The organism is Klebsiella sp. P1927 (assembly GCF_018204675.1).
Taxonomy (GTDB): domain Bacteria; phylum Pseudomonadota; class Gammaproteobacteria; order Enterobacterales; family Enterobacteriaceae; genus Klebsiella; species Klebsiella pneumoniae.
On record NZ_CP073377.1, the window covers coordinates 2,639,930 to 2,657,829 of the forward strand.

Consider the following 17,900-nt stretch of genomic DNA (forward strand, 5'->3'; position numbering starts at 1 on the left):
GTCACCTCACTTACCACTGCAGTCCGGGATGCGAACGCTGCAGATACTGCATCTCCGCCAGCAGCGGGCCGAGATGTTCACTGTGCAGCCCCTGTTTGCCGCCGCTGCGGAAGGCCGCTTCCTGCGGGATCTGTAAGCCGGAGTCGAGAAGCGCCGTGTGTACCGCGCTTTGCCATTCGGCCTGCAGTTCACGCGGATCAACCGCAATGCCCTGCTCAACCAGGCTGAGCTCCACTTCATCAGCGAGGAACAGTTCGCCGGTGAAGCGCCACAGATTGTCGACCGCCTGCTGCATTTTGCGATTTGATAATTCGGTGCCGTTACCGAGACGCTCCAGCCAGCCGCGGCTAAAGCGCTGGTGGTAACGCACCTCTTTCAGCCCTTTAGCGGCAATGGCCGCCAGCTGCGCGTCGCGGCTGTTCACCAGCCGGCTGAACAGGGCGACATGCCAGACGTCGATAAAGAACTGGCGGGCGATAGTGTCGGCAAAATTGCCGTTTGGCTGCTCCACCAGCAGCAGGTTGCTGAACCGGCGCTCATCGCGGCCAAAAGCCAGCGTATCTTCGTCGCCGCAACCGTTAAGCTCGGCGGCATAGCTTAAAAAATTGCGCGCCTGGCCGAGCAGGTCGAGGCCGATATTGGCCAGCGCAAGATCGATCTCGAGCTCGGGAGCATGTCCGCACCAGGCGCCTAAACGCTGGGCCAGAACCAGACCATTGTCGCCAAGCCGCAGGGCGTAGGTGGCTACGGGGTTAGGGTTATTCATCGCCGCCTCACATATGTTCCATGCCGTCCGGCACGGTATAGAAAGTCGGATGACGGTAGACTTTGCTTTCCGCCGGGTCGAAGAATTCGCCGCGATCTTCCGGCTGCGAAGCAACGATTTCGCTGGCCTTCACCACCCAAATTGAGCAGCCTTCGCTGCGGCGGGTGTAGGCATCGCGGGCATTCTCCAGCGCCATTTGATCATCGGCAGCGTGCAGACTGCCGACGTGACGATGGGATAACCCCTGTTTGCTGCGAACGAACACTTCATATAACGGCCAGTAAACTTTGCTCATGTTGTCTCTCCTCATGCCGCGCTGCGGGCCTGCTGTTTTTGCGCATGGGCCAGCGCGGCTTCGCGCACCCATTCGCCCTCTTCCCAGGCCTTACGCTTGGCGGCCAACCGCTCGTGATTGCAAATGCCACGGCCGCTAATCACCTCGTTAAATTCCTGCCAGTCGATTTCGCCGAAGCGGTAGTGGCCGCTGGCTTCATCAAACTGCAAATCCGGGTCCGGGACAGTCATACCGAGGATCTCTACCTGCGGCACGGTATTGTCGACGAAGCGCTGACGTAGCTCGTCGTTGGAGTGCAGTTTGATTTTCCACGCCATGCTGCGGGCGCTGTTCGGCGAGTTGTCATCGTTAGGGCCAAACATCATCAGCGCCGGCCACCAGAAGCGGTTAATGGCGTCCTGCAGCATCTGCCGCTGCGCCTCATTGCCCTGCGCCAGCGCCATGCAGGCTTCAAAACCCTGACGCTGGTGAAAGCTCTCTTCTTTGCAGATTTTGACCATCGCCCGGGCATAGGGGCCGTAGGAGGTCCGGCACAGCGCCACCTGGTTGACGATGGCCGCGCCATCGACCAGCCAGCCGATCACGCCGATATCCGCCCAGCTGAGGGTCGGGTAGTTAAAAATGGAGGAGTATTTCATCTGCCCGTCGAGCATCTTCTGATACAGGTCTTCCCGGGCGCAGCCAAGGGTTTCCGCGGCGCTATAGAGATACAGCCCGTGTCCAGCCTCATCCTGTACCTTAGCCAACAGGATCGCTTTGCGGCGCAGCGTCGGCGCGCGGGTGATCCAGTTGCCTTCCGGCAGCATGCCGACGATCTCCGAGTGCGCGTGCTGGCCTATCTGCCGAATCAAGGTCTTACGGTAGGCATCCGGCATCCAGTCCTGCGGTTCGATGGCCGTTTCCTGCGCGATGCGCTGGTCAAAGCGTTGTTCTTCTGTCACGTCATCACCTTTATGATTCCGATATTCACAACAAAAACATTTATGTGAATCACTTTGTTTATTGAAGGTTACATATTGGTTAAATAAAACCACAAATTTTGTTTGCTCTTTTTGTGATAATCTCCGCAAAACCTTTTGTAAACCACAATTAATACAGTAAGTTAAGCATAAGGCGTAACCCCATCGCGATCACAATGTTAATAATTTATTAAATACGGGCTTGCATTTTATGATTCATAAAAGAACTATTTATAGATATCACACGTAACACATTTGGAGATTTGCGATGCAGCAGTTAGCCAGCTACTTATCCGGCGCCTGGCAGACCGGCCGGGGCCGCGCCCGTACTATCCATCACGCCATCACCGGCGCAGCGCTTTGGGAGGTGACCAGTGAAGGCCTGGATATGGCGCAGGCGCGCCGCTTCGCGATTGAGCGCGGTGGCAAAGCCCTGCAGGCGATGACCTTTATTGAACGCAGCGCGATGCTGAAAGCGGTGGCGAAACACCTGCTGGAGCAGAAAGACCAGTTCTACGCCATCTCCGCGCAAACCGGCGCCACTCGCGCCGACAGTTGGGTGGATATTGAAGGCGGTATCGGTACCCTTTTCACCTATGCCGGGCTCGGTAGTCGAGAATTACCGGACGATATCCTGTGGCCGGAAGACGAGCTCATCCCGCTCTCCAAACAGGGCGGTTTTGCCGCGCGTCATGTGCTAACCTCGAAATCAGGCGTCGCCGTCCATATCAACGCCTTCAACTTCCCCTGCTGGGGAATGCTGGAAAAACTGGCGCCCACGTGGCTTGCCGGTATGCCGGCGATCATTAAACCGGCCACCGCTACCGCCCAGCTCACCCAGGCAATGGTGAAAGCGATTGTCGACAGCGGCCTGGTGCCGGAGGGCGCCATCAGCCTGATTTGCGGCGGCGCGGGCGAGCTGCTCGACCACCTCGATAGCCAGGACGTGGTGACCTTTACCGGGTCAGCCGCCACCGGCCAGCAGCTACGGGCGCACCCTAACCTGGTAGCCAAATCCATTCCCTTTACCATGGAAGCAGATTCACTCAACTGCTGCGTGTTAGGCGAAGACGTCACTCCGGAGCAACCGGAATTCGCGCTGTTTATTCGGGAAGTGGTCCGCGAGATGACGGCGAAAGCCGGGCAAAAATGTACCGCTATCCGCAGAATCATTGTGCCACTGGCTCAGATTAATGCGGTTAGCGATGCACTGATCTCCCGCCTGCATAAAGTAACCGTCGGTGACCCTGCGCAGGAGGGCGTTAAGATGGGGGCCCTGGTTAATAGCGAACAGCGTCAGGACGTACAGGAGAGCGTCAATAAGCTGATAGCCGCTGGCTGCGAAGTACTGCTCGGTGGAGAGGCGGATCTCAGCGCGGCCGGCGCATTTTTCCCGCCGACCCTGTTGTACTGCTCACAGCCGGATGAAACGCCGGCGGTTCACGCCATTGAAGCTTTTGGTCCGGTGGCGACGCTGATGCCGTATCGTGACCGCCAGCATGCGCTGACGCTGGCGCGCGCCGGCGGCGGCAGTCTGGCGGGGACGCTGGTCACCGCCAGCGGCGAGCTGGCGCGCGAGTTTATCCTCGGCGCCGCCCGCGCCCATGGCCGTATTCAGATACTGAACGAGGCGTCCTCGGTCGAGTCAACCGGCCACGGTTCGCCGCTGCCGCAGCTGGTGCACGGCGGCCCCGGCCGCGCTGGCGGCGGAGAAGAGCTTGGCGGGCTGCGTTCGGTGAAACACTATATGCAGCGTACCGCGGTCCAGGGCAGCCCAACGATGCTGGCGACCATCGGTCAACAGTGGGTGCGCGGCGCCCAGGTGAACGAAGACCGTATTCACCCGTTCCGCAAATATTTCGAAGAGATTCAGCCTGGCGACAGCTTATTAACCCCGCGCCGAACCCTGACCGAAGCGGATATCGTTAACTTCGCCTGCCTGAGCGGCGATCATTTCTACGCGCACATGGACAAAATCGCCGCCGCCGAGTCGATTTTTGGCGAGCGGGTGGTCCACGGCTATTTCCTGATCTCCGCCGCGGCCGGGCTGTTCGTCGATGCCGGCGTCGGGCCGGTTATCGCCAACTATGGGATGGAAAACCTGCGCTTTATTGAGCCGGTCAAACCGGGCGACACCATTCAGGTTCGCCTGACCTGTAAGCGTAAAACGGTCAAACGTCAGCGCAGCGCCGATGAGAAAGCCACCGGCGTGGTGGAATGGGCGGTGGAGATTTTCAACCAGCACCAGCAGGCGGTGGCGCTGTATTCCATTCTGACCCTGGTGGCGCGTCAACACGGAGATTTCCCGGCGTGATAGCGAAAAATAGACCGCTGGCGCTCTGTTGGCCGACCCTTTAGCCATTGATACTGCAATCGGTTTGCAACGGTTTCGCCCCGGGAAGTCCTTTATGTTATCCGTGGCTTCAGCGCACATTGCGCTCCCGGTTAATCGTCTGCGTTATGCCTGGCATAGCGCAGGGAGCGCACAGGGGGCGGCCAGTCGCCGCTGCCCCCTGTACCCCCGGGCTAGGGCCAGCAAGAATGGTGAATAAATTACCGGCAGGCCGCACGGACCGTAGGCCGGGTAAGGCGTCAGCCGCCACCCGGCAAAAAAATCAGCGCTCGTTCTCAATGCCTCTGCGGAGGCATTTTTTACGCCCGTCTGGCAAAACTGACAAACAAGCTGGCAAAAGCAAACAAACGCCCCGGCGCCGCTGGCTGGTAGCTTAAGGATGACAAAGCCGACATTCGCAGCGGCAAGAGACAACACAACAATAAGATGAGGTCACAATGGCAAACGGCTTGAAATTTTCTCCTCGTAAAACCGCGCTGGCGCTGGCCGTGGCGGTGGTTTGCGCCTGGCAATCACCGGTCTTCGCTCACGGTAGCGAAGCCCACATGGTACCGCTGGATAAAACGCTGCAGGAATTCGGCGCTGATGTGCAGTGGGATGACTACGCGCAAATGTTCACCCTGATAAAAGACGGCGCTTACGTCAAAGTAAAGCCCGGCGCCAAAACGGCGATCGTCAACGGTAAATCCCTTGACCTACCGGTGCCTGTGGTAATGAAGGAAGGTAAAGCCTGGGTTTCCGATACCTTTATCAACGATGTCTTCCAGTCCGGTCTCGATCAGACCTTCCAGGTGGAAAAGCGCCCGCACCCGTTAAACTCGCTCTCGGCGGCGGAAATCAGTGAAGCGGTGACCATTGTCAAAGCCGCGCCGGAGTTTCAGCCGAATACCCGCTTTACTGAGATTTCCTTACACGAGCCGGACAAGGCGGCGGTATGGGCCTTTGCCCTGCAGGGAACGCCGGTCGATGCTCCCCGCACTGCCGATGTGGTGATGCTCGATGGCAAACACGTCATTGAAGCCGTGGTCGATCTGCAAAACAAAAAAATCCTTTCCTGGACGCCGATCAAAGGCGCCCACGGGATGGTGCTGCTCGATGATTTTGTCAGCGTGCAGAACATCATCAATACCAGCAGCGAATTCGCTGAGGTGCTGAAAAAGCACGGTATTACCGATCCTGGCAAAGTGGTCACCACCCCGCTCACCGTTGGCTTTTTTGATGGCAAAGATGGCCTGCAGCAGGATGCGCGTCTGCTGAAGGTGGTCAGTTATCTGGATACCGGCGACGGCAACTACTGGGCGCACCCGATTGAAAACCTGGTGGCGGTGGTCGACCTTGAAGCGAAGAAAATCATCAAAATCGAAGAAGGTCCGGTGATCCCGGTCCCAATGGAGCCCCGTCCGTATGATGGTCGCGACCGCAACGCCCCGGCGGTGAAACCGCTGGAGATAACCGAACCGGAAGGCAAAAACTACACCATTACCGGCGATACCATTCACTGGCAGAACTGGGATTTCCACCTGCGTCTTAACTCGCGCGTCGGACCAATTCTGTCAACGGTGACTTACAACGATAACGGCACAAAACGCCAGGTGATGTATGAAGGTTCCCTCGGCGGGATGATCGTCCCCTACGGCGACCCGGACGTCGGCTGGTATTTCAAAGCCTACCTCGACTCCGGCGATTACGGCATGGGCACCCTGACGTCGCCGATTGTTCGCGGTAAAGATGCGCCGTCAAATGCGGTACTGCTGGACGAAACTATCGCCGATTACACCGGCAAACCGACCACGATTCCAGGCGCGGTGGCCATATTCGAACGCTATGCCGGGCCTGAGTATAAGCACCTGGAGATGGGCAAACCCAACGTCAGCACCGAACGCCGGGAACTGGTGGTACGCTGGATCAGCACCGTCGGCAACTACGACTATATCTTTGACTGGGTGTTCCACGACAACGGCACCATCGGTATCGATGCCGGCGCCACCGGCATTGAAGCGGTGAAAGGCGTGCTGGCGAAGACCATGCATGACCCCAGTGCCAAAGAGGATACCCGCTACGGAACGTTGATCGACCATAATATTGTCGGCACCACTCACCAGCACATCTATAACTTCCGCCTCGACCTCGATGTGGACGGCGAGAACAACACCCTGGTGGCGATGGATCCTGAAGTGAAGCCCAACACCGCCGGCGGCCCGCGCACCAGCACCATGCAGGTGAATCAGTACACAATCGATAGCGAGCAGAAAGCGGCGCAGAAATTCGACCCGGGCACTATCCGCCTGCTGAGCAACACCAGCAAAGAGAACCGCATGGGCAACCCGGTCTCATACCAGATTATCCCTTACGCCGGCGGCACGCACCCGGCGGCGACCGGTGCCAAATTCGCCCCGGACGAGTGGATATATCATCGCCTGAGCTTTATGGATAAACAGCTGTGGGTGACGCGCTACCACCCGACAGAGCGATATCCGGAAGGGAAATACCCGAACCGTTCCGCCCACGATACCGGCCTGGGCCAGTACGCGAAGGATGATGAGTCGCTGACTAACCACGATGACGTCGTGTGGATCACCACCGGCACCACCCACGTGGCGCGCGCCGAAGAGTGGCCGATCATGCCGACCGAGTGGGCGCACGCGCTGCTCAAGCCGTGGAACTTCTTTGACGAAACCCCTACTCTGGGCGAAAAGAAAAAGTAATCTTAACCAGCGGTGAAATCCAGCAGGATCTTACCGCCTCTTCCCGGCTGGCCGGCGGCGGCAATCGCCGCCCGCCAGTCGTTCAACGCTATACGCTGGGCCGGCGGCTGGGAGGTCGTTGGCAGGCGCTGCCAGATTTCGTCGAACGCTGCCCGCCACGCCGCCACGCTGAGTGTCGGCAGCGCCTCCCGCAGATGAAACTTGCGCACCGTCGCGCTACCGCGCGTCTGGGTCAGCGGCCGCCCGGATAACAGCCCATAGGAGATGAGGGTCGACGACCCGGGCAGCACCGACAGCAGCGTATTCGCCAGTTCGCCGCCCACCGCGTCAAACACCAGATCGCTGTGCTGGCTGACCTTCTCCATCAGCGCCCGGTCGGTATCGAGGATCGGATAGATCCCGGCCTGTTCCAGGCGCGCCCGATGCTGCGGCGAGCGAATAATCCCGCTCACCGAGCGGGCGCCCATCGCCAGCGCCCACTGCCCCAGCAGACTGGCGCAGGAGGACGATGCCGCGGTCAGCACGAGGTGTTTTCCGGCAACCGGCCAGCGCTTGAGCATCAGCATCGCCGTCAGCGGATTGATATACCCGCGGGCGGCCAGCAGATCGTCAACTGCCGGCGGCACCGGCACCAGCCAGGTCTCATCCAGATCGATAAACCGCTGCCAGGTGCCGCCCCCGCGCAGGGGCAGCACCCGCTGGCCCGCGGCTAACCGGCTGCCGTATGGCGCGGCGACCACCTCGCCAAGGCCTTCATAGCCGGCGACGGCCGGCAGTCGGGTGCGGTGGCGATAGGCGCCGGTCACGGGGATCAGATCCGAAGGATTCACCGGGGCAAAGCGCATCCTGACCCGCACCCGTCCGCCCGCCAGCGGCGCCAGCGGCAGGCGTTTCAGGGTCAGCACGGCGGCCGGCGGCCCGTAGCGGTCATAAACAATGGCGTCGTTGAACATCGACTGGCTCCAGACAACGAAAGTCGGGATCATAGCAGATCCCGCTTCCAGTGGCTCGCACCCGCGCCAGCCCGGGTCAGCCCGGGCCATCGCTGGCCGCCGCCAGCAGCGGCACGATGATATCGCTGAGCGGCGTCGGAATGCCGTGCTGACGCCCGCGACGCTGCACCACGCCGTTACGAATATCCCACTCCAGCGGTCGGCCATTGAGGCGATCGATCAGAATAGAGGTGCTTAAGTCGGCAGGCGCCCGATGAAAGCCGGCGATAATCTCCTCCGGCACGCTGTCGCTCAGGGCGGCCCCTTCCGCCCGCGCCACCTGCAGGCATTCGCGCAGATAAGCCAGTCCGAGGGCAGTGATGTCCTCCCGGGCGAACATCCCGGCGCGTCGTCCGGTCAGCACCATCAGTCCGGCAACCGCGTTCTGCAACAGTTTGCGCCAGGCAACGGTGGTAAAATCAGCCGCCAGGTCCACCGCGCAGCGGGTTCCCGCCAGCGCCTGCTGCACTCGCTCTGCCCCCGGCAGATCCGGCAGCGTCAGGCGCGGCGTGGCGCGCAACCAGACAGAGGCATCGGCATCGCGCTGCGCCGGGAACCAGACCACCGACGGCAGCACCGTCGCGCCGCCGGTCAAGGGGGCAAACTGCTGGCGCTGCTCAACGCCGTTTTGCAGCACGCACACCACGGTGTCAGGGGAACACAGGGCCGTCAGCCAGGGGGCGATGGCCTCCGTCTGGGTGGTTTTCACCGCGACAAAGACCAGGTCGAAGGGGGCGGATATCGCCATCGGGTCGGTGTGCACCGGGCCGGGCACCACGATCTCACCCTCGTCAGTGCGCAGCACCAGCGCCGAATGGGCGGTACGCCCGCAGACCATCGGCGCCCTCCCCCTCTCAAACAGGGCGGCGGCAATCGTGGTGCCGATGGCGCCGGGACCAATTAGCGCAACCTTAGGAAATGCTGTCATGCCGAAGACCTCCTGATGATTCACCGCCCAGATTAGGCAAAGATTGCCCTCCACAGTAGCGAGAAAGACCGGAAGTCGGCAAGGGGCGCGTCGGGAAAGCCTTTCGCCTTCCCCGACGGAGGGCTAGTAGCGCACGCAGACGGATTTGGTTTCGCACCAGCCGTCGAGCCAGTCAGGGCCGAAATCGCGGCCGGTACCAGACTGCTTCATGCCGCCGAAAGGCAGGTTGGCGTCAATCAGGGTATGGCTGTTGACCCATACCGTTCCCGCCTGCAGACGGTCGGTGTAGTTCAGGGCCTGGGTCAGATCGCGGGTCCAGACGCTGGCGGTCAGACCAAAATCGCTGTCGTTGGCCAGGCGCAGCGCCTCCTCGCCATCGGCCACTCGCACCAGGTTCACCACCGGGCCAAAAACCTCCTCACGGCTGAGACGCAGTCCGGCGTCGGGGTTTACCACCAGCGTTGGCGGAATATAGTACCCTCCCGCATCTGGTCCGGCGCTGCCGCTGATGAGTTCTGCCTTCTGCTGGCGAGCCTCTTCGAGGTAGGCCGCCACCTTGTCGCAGTGGGCCCGGGAGACCACTGGGTTGATCTGCGCCGTCTCCTGCATCCCAGGCCCCACCTGCAGCGATTTCACCGCCTGCTCGAAGCCGCTGACCAGGGTGTCAAACAGCGGCGCTTCGATGTAGATCCGCGAGCTGGCGGCGCAGACCTGCCCCTGATTGAGGAAGCTTCCGGTCATCAGCCCCTCAATAACCCACTGGGGGTCGGCGTCTTTGAGCACAATCGCCGGATTCTTGCCACCCAGCTCCAGCGTCACGCGGGTCAGGCGGTCGGCAGCCACGCGGGCAATCTGTTTCCCGGTCGCCGTCGAGCCGGTAAAGCTAACCTTCGCCACCTGCGGATGGGCGGTCAGCGCCGCGCCGCAGCCGGCGCCGCTGCCGGTGACCACGTTGAACACCCCGTCAGGAATGCCCGCCTGGGTCGCCAGCTCCGCCACCCGCAGCAGGGTCAGCGGGGTGGTTTCCGAGGGTTTGATGACGATCGAACAGCCCGCCGCCAGGGCCGGCATGACCTTCCACATGCCGATCATCAGCGGGAAATTCCACGGAACGATGCCCGCCACCACCCCGACCGGCTCTTTTTTGGTCCACGCCTGGTAACGCGCCCCTTGCGGGAACGGGATCGAAACGTCCAGCGTCCGGCCGCTGATCTTGGTGGTCAGCCCCGCGGTGTAGCGCATCCAGTTCAGGGTGCAGCCGACCTCAAAGGCGCGGGAGATGGCAATGGATTTCCCCTGCTCGAGGGTTTCCAGTTGCGCCAGCTCTTCGCCGTGCTGCTCCACCAGATCGGCAAAACGCAGCAGGATGCGTTCACGGTCAGCCGGGGTGCGCCCGGCCCAGCGGCGATCGACAAAAGCGCGCCAGGCGGACATCACCGCCCGGTCGACATCCGCCGGGCTGGCGTCGGCGGTGGTGGCAATCGCCTGCCCGGTGGCCGGATCCCAGACGGTTAACCGGTTTTCGCTCTGCGCGGCGCAGGGGGCGCCGTCGATATACAGGCCATGCTGACGGTATAAAAACTGCTGGACGCTGGCAAGCAGCGCTATCTGTGAGGTGGACATACCCTTTCCTTATTCATCGCGGATAGTGCTTTCAGTCTATGTCTGGTTGGCGGTTGGCGCTTTTTTCTCTGTGACATTCGTTTGCGCCGCTGTGACAGTCGCCGCAATTCCGTCGTCTGCCCTCGCAGAAATGTGCCGCGGGTAATAGTTCTTTCATATACCCGCCATCGCGCCCTTGCCTGAGGCGACACAAATGCAACAATGCGGAAACATTGTTATTAGAGGAGAAGGGCGAATGATGACCACGGCAGAGGGAGGGCTGGCGTATCAGCGCTGGCTGGCGACGATCAATCAGGTCTGCGGCCATTTCGCCGCCCGGCCGTTGGAGGAGAGTTTCCACGGCGAGATTGACGCCCGCTACGCCGGCAGCCTCAAGGTCAGTACCGTCACCGCCGCCGGCGTCAATCTCTACCGCACGCGCAATGAGATAAAACGCGATAACGACGCCTGGTTCTATACCGTGTTTCAGCTCGCCGGCGAAGCCATCCTCGAACAGGACGATCGCCAGGTGACGCTGGCGGCAGGCGATATCACGTTAATCGACGCCGCCCGCCCATGCTCCATCGTCTGGCAGCAGACCTCGCGTCAGGCCTCGCTGCTGCTGCCGCGCCAGCGGGTGGCGCCCACAGGGGACATCACTACCGCCTGCCGGCTGGACAAATCTCTGCCAATGGTCCAGCTCAGCCAGCGACTGCTGCTGGAAAGCATGGGCGGCACGACGCTCTCCGCCAGCGAGAGCGAAGCCGCGCTGGAGGCGATCGCCTGCCTGTTGCGCCCGGTGCTGCATCAGCGCGATCCTGCCCCTTCCCGGCGGGAAAAGCAGTTTCAGAAGATTATTGCGTTAATCGATGCGTCCATTCAGTCGGAGCATCTGCGTCCGGAGTGGCTGGCCAGCGAGACGGGCATGTCGGTACGCAGCCTGTACCGGCTGTTTGCCGATCAGGGGCTGGTGGTGGCGCAGTATATTAAGAACCGGCGGTTGGATCTGTGTGCCCAGGCGTTACAGAATGTTCATGACGATGAAAAGCTGGCGGGGATCGGCTACCGCTGGGGCTTCAGCGACCACAGCCATTTCTCCACCGCATTTAAGCAGCGCTTTGGCGTCACCCCGGGGGAATACCGCAAGCGCTGTCGCTAATTATTTGCGCAGCCACTGGCCGTTCAATCCCTGGACGTACTCCCCGGGCTGCGCGCGGGCCACCAGCTTCTGCCCGGCCATTTTCGCCACTTCATCCACCGGCAGATTGTTGTCATCCGCCAGCTGCTGGTAGCTTTCGCTGCGCGCGGCGTTAATCTGCTTTACCAGCGCCAGCGTCTCTTTATCCTGACGCAGCGGCGCGAGATAGCCGTTCAGCGTCTCCCCCACTCGTCCCTGCTGGCGCGCTTCGCTCAGGGTCAACGCCAGCGCGGGCGCGCTGAGTAAAGCCAGCGTCAGCGCCGCGGTTAACAGTCGTTTTCTCATCGTCGCCTCAGAACAAATCGCTGCGGGATTTGAGCAGGTTTTCCACATCCTTATCGACCTTGATATGGATCTCATGCTCAATTTTGACATTCATATTGATGGTGATGGGCTCTTTCGACGCCGCGATTTCGATGCGCGGCGTACAGCCGGCGAGCAGCATCGACGCCGCCATGGCCAGTAACAGCTTCTTCATTTAGGTTCCTTACATGTCTTACCGTCCGTACAGCGCCGTACGGGCAGCGTAGCATTCTGCTCGAGCCACGCCTGTAAATTGTCGCCGAAGCGCAAACTGCGCCACAGGTCGAAAATATTCTCTTCATGAGCGTAGTTTAAATGCACGGTACTACTTTTCCCTTCCACCCGGCTGGTGCCGTTGATGCTGGCCTTAAGCGTCAACACGCCCAGATTATCGAGGTTAATCTGCGTCCACGAGCGGGAGATTTCCATATAGCGCAGCCAGTTAATCGCCGCCCCGGCGGAGACGTTATCCGCCACCAGCGCATCGGCGGTGTCTTTATCCAGCCGCAGGGTCATCGGTCCGTCATTGCGCAGCCAGCCGTCGTGGATGATCCATTGATTATTCTCCAGCCACAGCGGCAGCGCGCCGCTCACCGCGCCGGACATGGCGAACTGTTTCACCTTGACGGCGCTGGTCAGTTCGCTGCTGGAGATATGCTGCAGGCGGATCAACGCCGGGTCGCGCTGCGGCATACGCAGCTGCAGCAGTGTCAGTTTCCCGCCTAACAGATCGACGCTGACGTCGCTGAGCTGCAGCGGATTGGCCTCGCTCCACGGCCAGGTGCCCTGCAGGTCCGCCGTCAGATTACGCGCTGTGACCTGGTTGACGATTTCGCCAATGCGCAGGGAGACCGGGCGGCGGGTGCCCAGCTGCCAGTGACCGTCGCTGAAGCGGAACGGCAGGACGAAGTCGACGCCGTTGATCTGGTTATCCGGCATCCAGGCGCTGCCGCCCTTCAGGACGCCATGGCCGCCCGCCTCAAATCCCTGCCCAGCTGCCGCCGAGAAGGCCACCTGCGCGTAGAGACTGCCTTCGCGCAGGTTCATCTTCCAGTCCGGCGGCACCAGCGGCTGGAACACCGTTAGCGACTGTTTTGGCCACCACGCCTGGCCGCGCAGCCGTTCGCCATCCCAGCGCCCGGACAGACGCACCGGACCGATAGCCTCGGCATGCAGGGCGCCGGTGAACTGGAACCACGTCGGGTCCCGACCGTCGAGAGCGAATTTCAGCGTTGAGGCCGGGAGATAGCTGCCGCCGGAGAAGGTGGTTTTGGCGGCGTCCAGCGACAGCGCGCCGGTCAACCGCGGATGCTCAGCATCGCGCAGCCAGCGGATCGGCTGCTCGAGGGTCAGACGCGGGGTGCTGACCCGCATTGTGCCGTACTCAAGCTTATCGAAGCCGGTGGAAAGGCTGCTCAGGGTAATAGCATTGTCGCGCCACTCCCCGCTGCCCTTCACATCCCAGCGCGCCTGCATCGGGGTAAAATGTCCCTCGCCCCAGTAGCGCCACTGCCAGCGGCCGCTGTCGGGCAGAAAATCGCTCGCCTGACCGTCCAGATGCAGCGTAAAGTCGCCCATCTGCTGCTCATGGGCGCGAAGGATCGCCTGCAGGCGGCCATCGACGCCCTGCTGAGTGACCTTAACCCCGGCCAGCGGCCAGCGGATTTCGTCAATATTCAGCGCGTCGATCACCCGCCCGCGCGAGCGCAGCAACGCACCGGGGTGAAAAGCCAGCTGCGGGCTGATCAGCGGCCCGCTGAGCTGAGCCGGCAGCGCCGCGTATAGTATCATCTCCCCCAGCTTGGCCTCACCGGTGAGCCGCAGCGGCAGATCGCTGTTATCCATGCTCAGCTTGCCCGGACCAATATTCAGTACCGCATTGCCCTTCCCGGCATGCCCCTCGGTGAGAACATTCAGGCGACCGCTGACGATCATCTGTTCGGTGCCCTGCTGCCAGTTACCCACCGACAGCGCCACCCGCCCGCGCAGCGGATACGCCTCGTAACGGGTGCGCCAACGGCCGTCGCTGATGGTGATCCGCTCCGGGGTGATCTCCCACGGCAGGTCCAGAATAGGCTCTACCTCACCCCGCGGGGTGACCAGCAGCTGGCCGCGATTGTGCTGCCACTCGAGCTCAGCATCGATCCATTCCGCAGTCTGCGGGAATTCGAAGGTGCCCTGCATCTGGCCGTCGACCGGCAGACCATCCGGCACCAGCGGCAGATGGAAGGTCCCCACCAGCTTCACCGGCGGCTGATCGTCAGTCAGCCGGGCGCTGAACTGGCTGACGGTGAGCGCCTGGCCGCGCAGGCGCGCCTGCAGACTCAGTTCCTTCCCGGCAAAGCCGATATCCTGCTGCGCAGGCGTTAATGACATTACCAGCCGCCCCTGCCATTTCTCCCACGGCGACAGCCGCAGATTGTCAATGGTTAACCAGCTATAGGGCAACATCGATTGCCATTCGGCAAGCGTGCGCGGTGAACCGGGAGAGGGATCGCTGGCCGGCAGTTTGCTCAGGCAGGCGCTGTTGATCTCCAGCTGGCCAATATGCAGCCGCCAGCGGCTGGGACGCGAGAGACGGGCATCGGTCACCCGGGCGATTTCACAGTCGCCCACCAGATAACGCAGATCGGGGATCAGCAGGGCCGACCGCGTCAGGCGCGGGCTCTCCTGCAAAGAGATACGCGTGCCCACGGGCAGCCAGATGCCCGCCAGCGTCGGCACCCAGTGGGTTAGCGTCAACAGCAGGGTTAGCGGCAATAACACCAGAACTAACACCAGCGCGATGGCGGCTTTATATTTACCCTTCATGGGCAGTTAATATCCTGATTCAACATAAGTAAAAGCCGAAAGGCGTCCATTGTGACACGTTCGACCAGTGAGTGAAAGTTTACGGCCTGTTAAAGCATAGTTGCCAGCCGGACTCGCGGCGCGACGTTCGGCCATTATCATTTAACTGTTGTTTAAGTCGCCCCTGCCACACTCCAGCCAGACGGGAATAGCTTGCGGGAGAGGCGGTGTCGTTAATTATCTCGCTCATAGAGAGCGCACAGGACCACTATCCATGGGTATTGCTGATTGTTTTTCTGCTTACCTTCACTAAATCCTGCGCATTGGTCTCGCTGGCAATCCCCGGCACCTCCGGCCTGCTGCTGCTGGGGACATTCGCTTCCGCCAGCCTCGGACATTTCCTGTTAATGTGGTCCAGCGCCAGCCTCGGCGCCATCGGCGGATTCTGGCTATCGTGGCGGCTGGGCATTCGCTACCGTCATCGCCTCACCCATCTACGCTGGCTGACCGCCGAGCGTCTGGCCCGCAGCCGCCTCTTCTTTCAGCGCTATGGCCCGTGGGCTATCTTTTTCAGCCGCTTTCTCTCTCCCCTGAGGGCTACGCTGCCCTTCGTTAGCGGCGCCAGCAGTCTGCCGCTGTGGTCGTTTCAGCTGGCTAACGTCAGCTCCGGTCTGCTGTGGCCGCTTCTGCTGCTCGCCCCCGGCGCTTTCAGCCTCAGTTTGTGGTGAAAAAACTTTGTCTTTCAAAGAGATTCCGCAAGTCCGCGATATGCTCTAGAATTAGGATTAGCACCCTCTCATTAAACTATTTTTTAATAATTGTACGTTTATTTTAAATATGCTACCGTGACGGTATAATCACTGGAGAAAAGTCTTATGAAAATCGCGGTTTATAGTACGAAGCAGTACGATAAAAAGTACCTGCAGCACGTTAATGATGCATACGGCTTTGAACTGGAATTCTTCGATTTCCTGCTGACAGCGAAGACTGCCAAAACCGCCAACGGTTGCGAAGCGGTATGTATCTTCGTCAATGACGACGGCAGCCGCCCGGTGCTGGAAGAGCTGAAGGCCCACGGGGTGAAATATATCGCCCTGCGCTGCGCCGGGTTTAACAACGTCGACCTTGAGGCGGCAAAGGAGCTTGGCCTGCGCGTCGTGCGCGTTCCAGCTTACTCTCCGGAAGCGGTCGCTGAGCATGCGATCGGTATGATGATGTCGCTCAACCGCCGCATCCACCGCGCTTACCAGCGTACCCGCGATGCCAATTTCTCCCTCGAAGGCCTCACCGGCTTCACCATGTACGGCAAAACCGCCGGGGTGATCGGCACCGGGAAAATTGGCGTAGCGATGTTGCGGATCCTTAAAGGCTTCGGCATGCGCCTGCTGGCGTTCGACCCGTACCCAAGCGCCGCCGCGCTGGAGCTGGGGGTAGAATATGTTGACCTCGCCACGCTGTACAAGGAATCGGACGTGATCTCCCTGCACTGTCCGCTGACCGACGAAAACTACCACCTTCTCAATCGCGAAGCCTTCGATCAGATGAAAGACGGGGTGATGGTGATCAACACCAGCCGCGGCGCCCTGATCGACTCTCAGGCGGCCATCGACGCCCTGAAGCACCAGAAAATTGGCGCGCTGGGGCTGGACGTTTATGAGAACGAACGCGATCTGTTCTTTGAAGACAAATCCAACGACGTGATCCAGGACGATGTCTTCCGCCGCCTCTCCGCCTGCCATAACGTGCTGTTTACCGGCCACCAGGCGTTCCTCACCGCCGAGGCGCTGATCAGCATTTCGGAGACCACTCTGGGTAACCTGCAGCAGGTCGCCAACGGCGAAACCTGTCCAAACGCCATCGTCTGACGCCTTTCCCTTTTGTGCTCCTCTTCCGGGGGGAGCACATTCAGATAATCCCCACAGATCCCTGCTGCGATACCGTTACACTGGCTTGGTTTTATTAGTTATGTGAATGTTTTGGAGTGAAAATGAACAAATTTGCGGCGCTTCTGGCGGCAGGTATGCTGCTGTCCGGCTGTGTCTATAACAGTAAGGTGTCCACCGGTGCGGAACAGCTGCAGCATCATCGCTTCGTGCTGACCAGCGTCAACGGCCAGGCGGTCAACGCCAGCGACCGGCCGCTGGAGCTAAGCTTCGGTGAGAAGATGGCTATTACGGGCAAGATGTATGTATCCGGCAATATGTGCAACGGCTTTAGCGGGGAAGGTAAAGTGTCGGACGGCGAGCTGAAGGTCAAATCGCTGGCGATGACCCGGATGCTGTGCCACGATGCCCAGCTCAATACCCTGGATGCGACGATCGACAAGATGCTGCGCGAGGGTGCGCAGGTCGATCTGACGGAAAACCAGTTGACGCTGGCGACCGCCGACCAGACGCTGGTCTATAAGCTCGCCGACCTGATGCACTAGCCGGCGTTGAGGTGCCGCTGACGCTGCCCCGCGACGGGGCCGCTGTTAGTAGCCGCAGCTGCCGCCCGCCAGCGCCTGCTCGCTGCAGCGTTTGCCGTTCGGCAGCGCGCACATGCCAATCGCCGAACCATCGAGCTGACGAGCCACCGATAACGAGCCGCCTATCATGGCGCAGTTGGCCTGACCGGCGTCGCTCATCGCCGCCCGCATTCCCGGCGTGACGTGCGCCGCCGTGGCCTGCTGAACGGGTTCACTACTGCACGCGGACAGCAACAGCGCCGCACATCCTACTAACATCGCAGCTCGCATTCTCTCTCCCCTCGGAAACGTCTTAAAAAAGCAAACCCCAGAATAATAGGCAGCGTGGCGGGCGGCGTCGAGAGGGGAAGTACGTATTTATGCGCCTCATTAACATTTTCTAGCAAATTTTCGCCTAAAGCTTGATCTGCCTCGGCCATGTCGCCCGGCGCAGGTGGTTCCTCTCCCGGCAGGCAGCCATTTTCTCCGCGAACCACGCAAAATATTGATCTGGTCACGGGTACCCGGCGCATTGAGGACACAAATGCAAAAATGGCGGGGTC

General features: G+C 60.7%; 16 protein-coding genes. 6 read left to right on the forward strand and 10 right to left on the reverse strand.

Features of this window, described 5'->3' with window-relative positions; translation table 11 throughout:
* Positions 1 to 10: 10 nt before the first annotated feature.
* Genes paaC through paaA form a run of 3 tightly spaced genes read right to left on the reverse strand, consistent with a single transcriptional unit; the run spans position 11 to position 2,002 of the window.
* Complete coding sequence (gene paaC, locus KB892_RS13350) at positions 11 to 766, reverse strand: 1,2-phenylacetyl-CoA epoxidase subunit PaaC (RefSeq protein ID WP_002902769.1); 756 nt, start codon at positions 764 to 766, stop codon at positions 11 to 13.
* A 7-nt stretch (positions 767 to 773) separates the two neighbouring features.
* Entirely contained in the window at positions 774 to 1,061 is a 288-nt protein-coding gene (gene paaB / locus KB892_RS13355; RefSeq protein ID WP_002902768.1) for a 1,2-phenylacetyl-CoA epoxidase subunit PaaB, read from the reverse strand.
* 11 nt (positions 1,062 to 1,072) lie between these two features.
* The gene (gene paaA, locus KB892_RS13360; RefSeq protein WP_002902764.1) at positions 1,073 to 2,002 is read right to left on the reverse strand and encodes a 1,2-phenylacetyl-CoA epoxidase subunit PaaA; all 930 of its coding nucleotides are present in this window, start codon (positions 2,000 to 2,002) and stop codon (positions 1,073 to 1,075) included.
* A gap of 286 nt (positions 2,003 to 2,288) precedes the next feature.
* Here paaA and paaZ point away from each other — a divergent pair, with 286 nt between their 5' ends.
* Together paaZ and tynA are read left to right on the forward strand one after the other, a co-directional pair.
* Positions 2,289 to 4,334 (forward strand): phenylacetic acid degradation bifunctional protein PaaZ, encoded by a 2,046-nt coding sequence (paaZ, locus tag KB892_RS13365; protein WP_004151584.1) that lies wholly within the window; start codon positions 2,289 to 2,291, stop codon positions 4,332 to 4,334.
* A gap of 476 nt (positions 4,335 to 4,810) precedes the next feature.
* Positions 4,811 to 7,078: a primary-amine oxidase gene (gene tynA, locus KB892_RS13370; RefSeq protein ID WP_002902695.1), complete on the forward strand. Its 2,268-nt coding sequence runs from the start codon at positions 4,811 to 4,813 to the stop codon at positions 7,076 to 7,078.
* A 2-nt stretch (positions 7,079 to 7,080) separates the two neighbouring features.
* Here the strand turns inward: tynA and KB892_RS13375 are convergent, their stop codons facing one another.
* The 3 genes from KB892_RS13375 to KB892_RS13385 all read right to left on the reverse strand — a co-directional run bounded on the left by KB892_RS13375 (position 7,081) and on the right by KB892_RS13385 (position 10,621).
* Entirely contained in the window at positions 7,081 to 8,064 is a 984-nt protein-coding gene (locus KB892_RS13375) for a zinc-dependent alcohol dehydrogenase family protein (protein ID WP_004173216.1), read from the reverse strand.
* A gap of 43 nt (positions 8,065 to 8,107) precedes the next feature.
* Entirely contained in the window at positions 8,108 to 8,998 is an 891-nt protein-coding gene (locus KB892_RS13380) for an oxidoreductase (protein WP_004151586.1), read from the reverse strand.
* 123 nt (positions 8,999 to 9,121) lie between these two features.
* A complete protein-coding gene (locus tag KB892_RS13385) occupies positions 9,122 to 10,621 on the reverse strand; it encodes an aldehyde dehydrogenase family protein (protein ID WP_004151587.1) in 1,500 nt (499 codons plus the stop codon).
* A gap of 235 nt (positions 10,622 to 10,856) precedes the next feature.
* Between KB892_RS13385 and feaR the strand changes: the two genes are divergently transcribed.
* Positions 10,857 to 11,759: a transcriptional regulator FeaR gene (gene feaR / locus KB892_RS13390; RefSeq protein WP_004151588.1), complete on the forward strand. Its 903-nt coding sequence runs from the start codon at positions 10,857 to 10,859 to the stop codon at positions 11,757 to 11,759.
* Here feaR and KB892_RS13395 read toward each other — a convergent pair whose 3' ends face one another.
* Genes KB892_RS13395 through KB892_RS13405 form a run of 3 tightly spaced genes read right to left on the reverse strand, consistent with a single transcriptional unit; the run spans position 11,760 to position 14,912 of the window.
* Positions 11,760 to 12,083, reverse strand: coding sequence for a YdbL family probable chaperone protein (locus tag KB892_RS13395; RefSeq protein WP_002902522.1), 324 nt, complete (start codon positions 12,081 to 12,083; stop codon positions 11,760 to 11,762).
* Positions 12,084 to 12,090: 7 nt separating this feature from the next.
* Positions 12,091 to 12,276 (reverse strand): YnbE family lipoprotein, encoded by a 186-nt coding sequence (locus tag KB892_RS13400; RefSeq protein ID WP_002902519.1) that lies wholly within the window; start codon positions 12,274 to 12,276, stop codon positions 12,091 to 12,093.
* Entirely contained in the window at positions 12,273 to 14,912 is a 2,640-nt protein-coding gene (locus KB892_RS13405; protein WP_004151589.1) for a YdbH family protein, read from the reverse strand. Before KB892_RS13405 ends, KB892_RS13400 begins: the two co-directional genes overlap by 4 nt.
* A 206-nt stretch (positions 14,913 to 15,118) precedes the next feature.
* Here KB892_RS13405 and KB892_RS13410 point away from each other — a divergent pair, with 206 nt between their 5' ends.
* From KB892_RS13410 to hslJ, 3 genes are all read left to right on the forward strand, one after another.
* On the forward strand, positions 15,119 to 15,619 hold the full coding sequence (locus KB892_RS13410; RefSeq protein WP_002902516.1) for a DedA family protein: 501 nt from the start codon (positions 15,119 to 15,121) through the stop codon (positions 15,617 to 15,619).
* 147 nt (positions 15,620 to 15,766) lie between these two features.
* Positions 15,767 to 16,756, forward strand: a complete 990-nt coding sequence (locus tag KB892_RS13415) for a 2-hydroxyacid dehydrogenase (RefSeq protein ID WP_002902515.1) — start codon at positions 15,767 to 15,769, stop codon at positions 16,754 to 16,756.
* A 122-nt stretch (positions 16,757 to 16,878) separates the two neighbouring features.
* Positions 16,879 to 17,319 carry a heat shock protein HslJ gene (gene hslJ / locus KB892_RS13420; protein WP_002902513.1) on the forward strand — a complete coding sequence of 147 codons (441 nt, stop codon included), beginning with the start codon at positions 16,879 to 16,881 and terminating at the stop codon, positions 17,317 to 17,319.
* 45 nt (positions 17,320 to 17,364) lie between these two features.
* Here the strand turns inward: hslJ and KB892_RS13425 are convergent, their stop codons facing one another.
* A complete protein-coding gene (locus KB892_RS13425; protein WP_004140155.1) occupies positions 17,365 to 17,628 on the reverse strand; it encodes a putative hemolysin in 264 nt (87 codons plus the stop codon).
* Between the last annotated feature and the right edge of the window lie 272 nt (positions 17,629 to 17,900).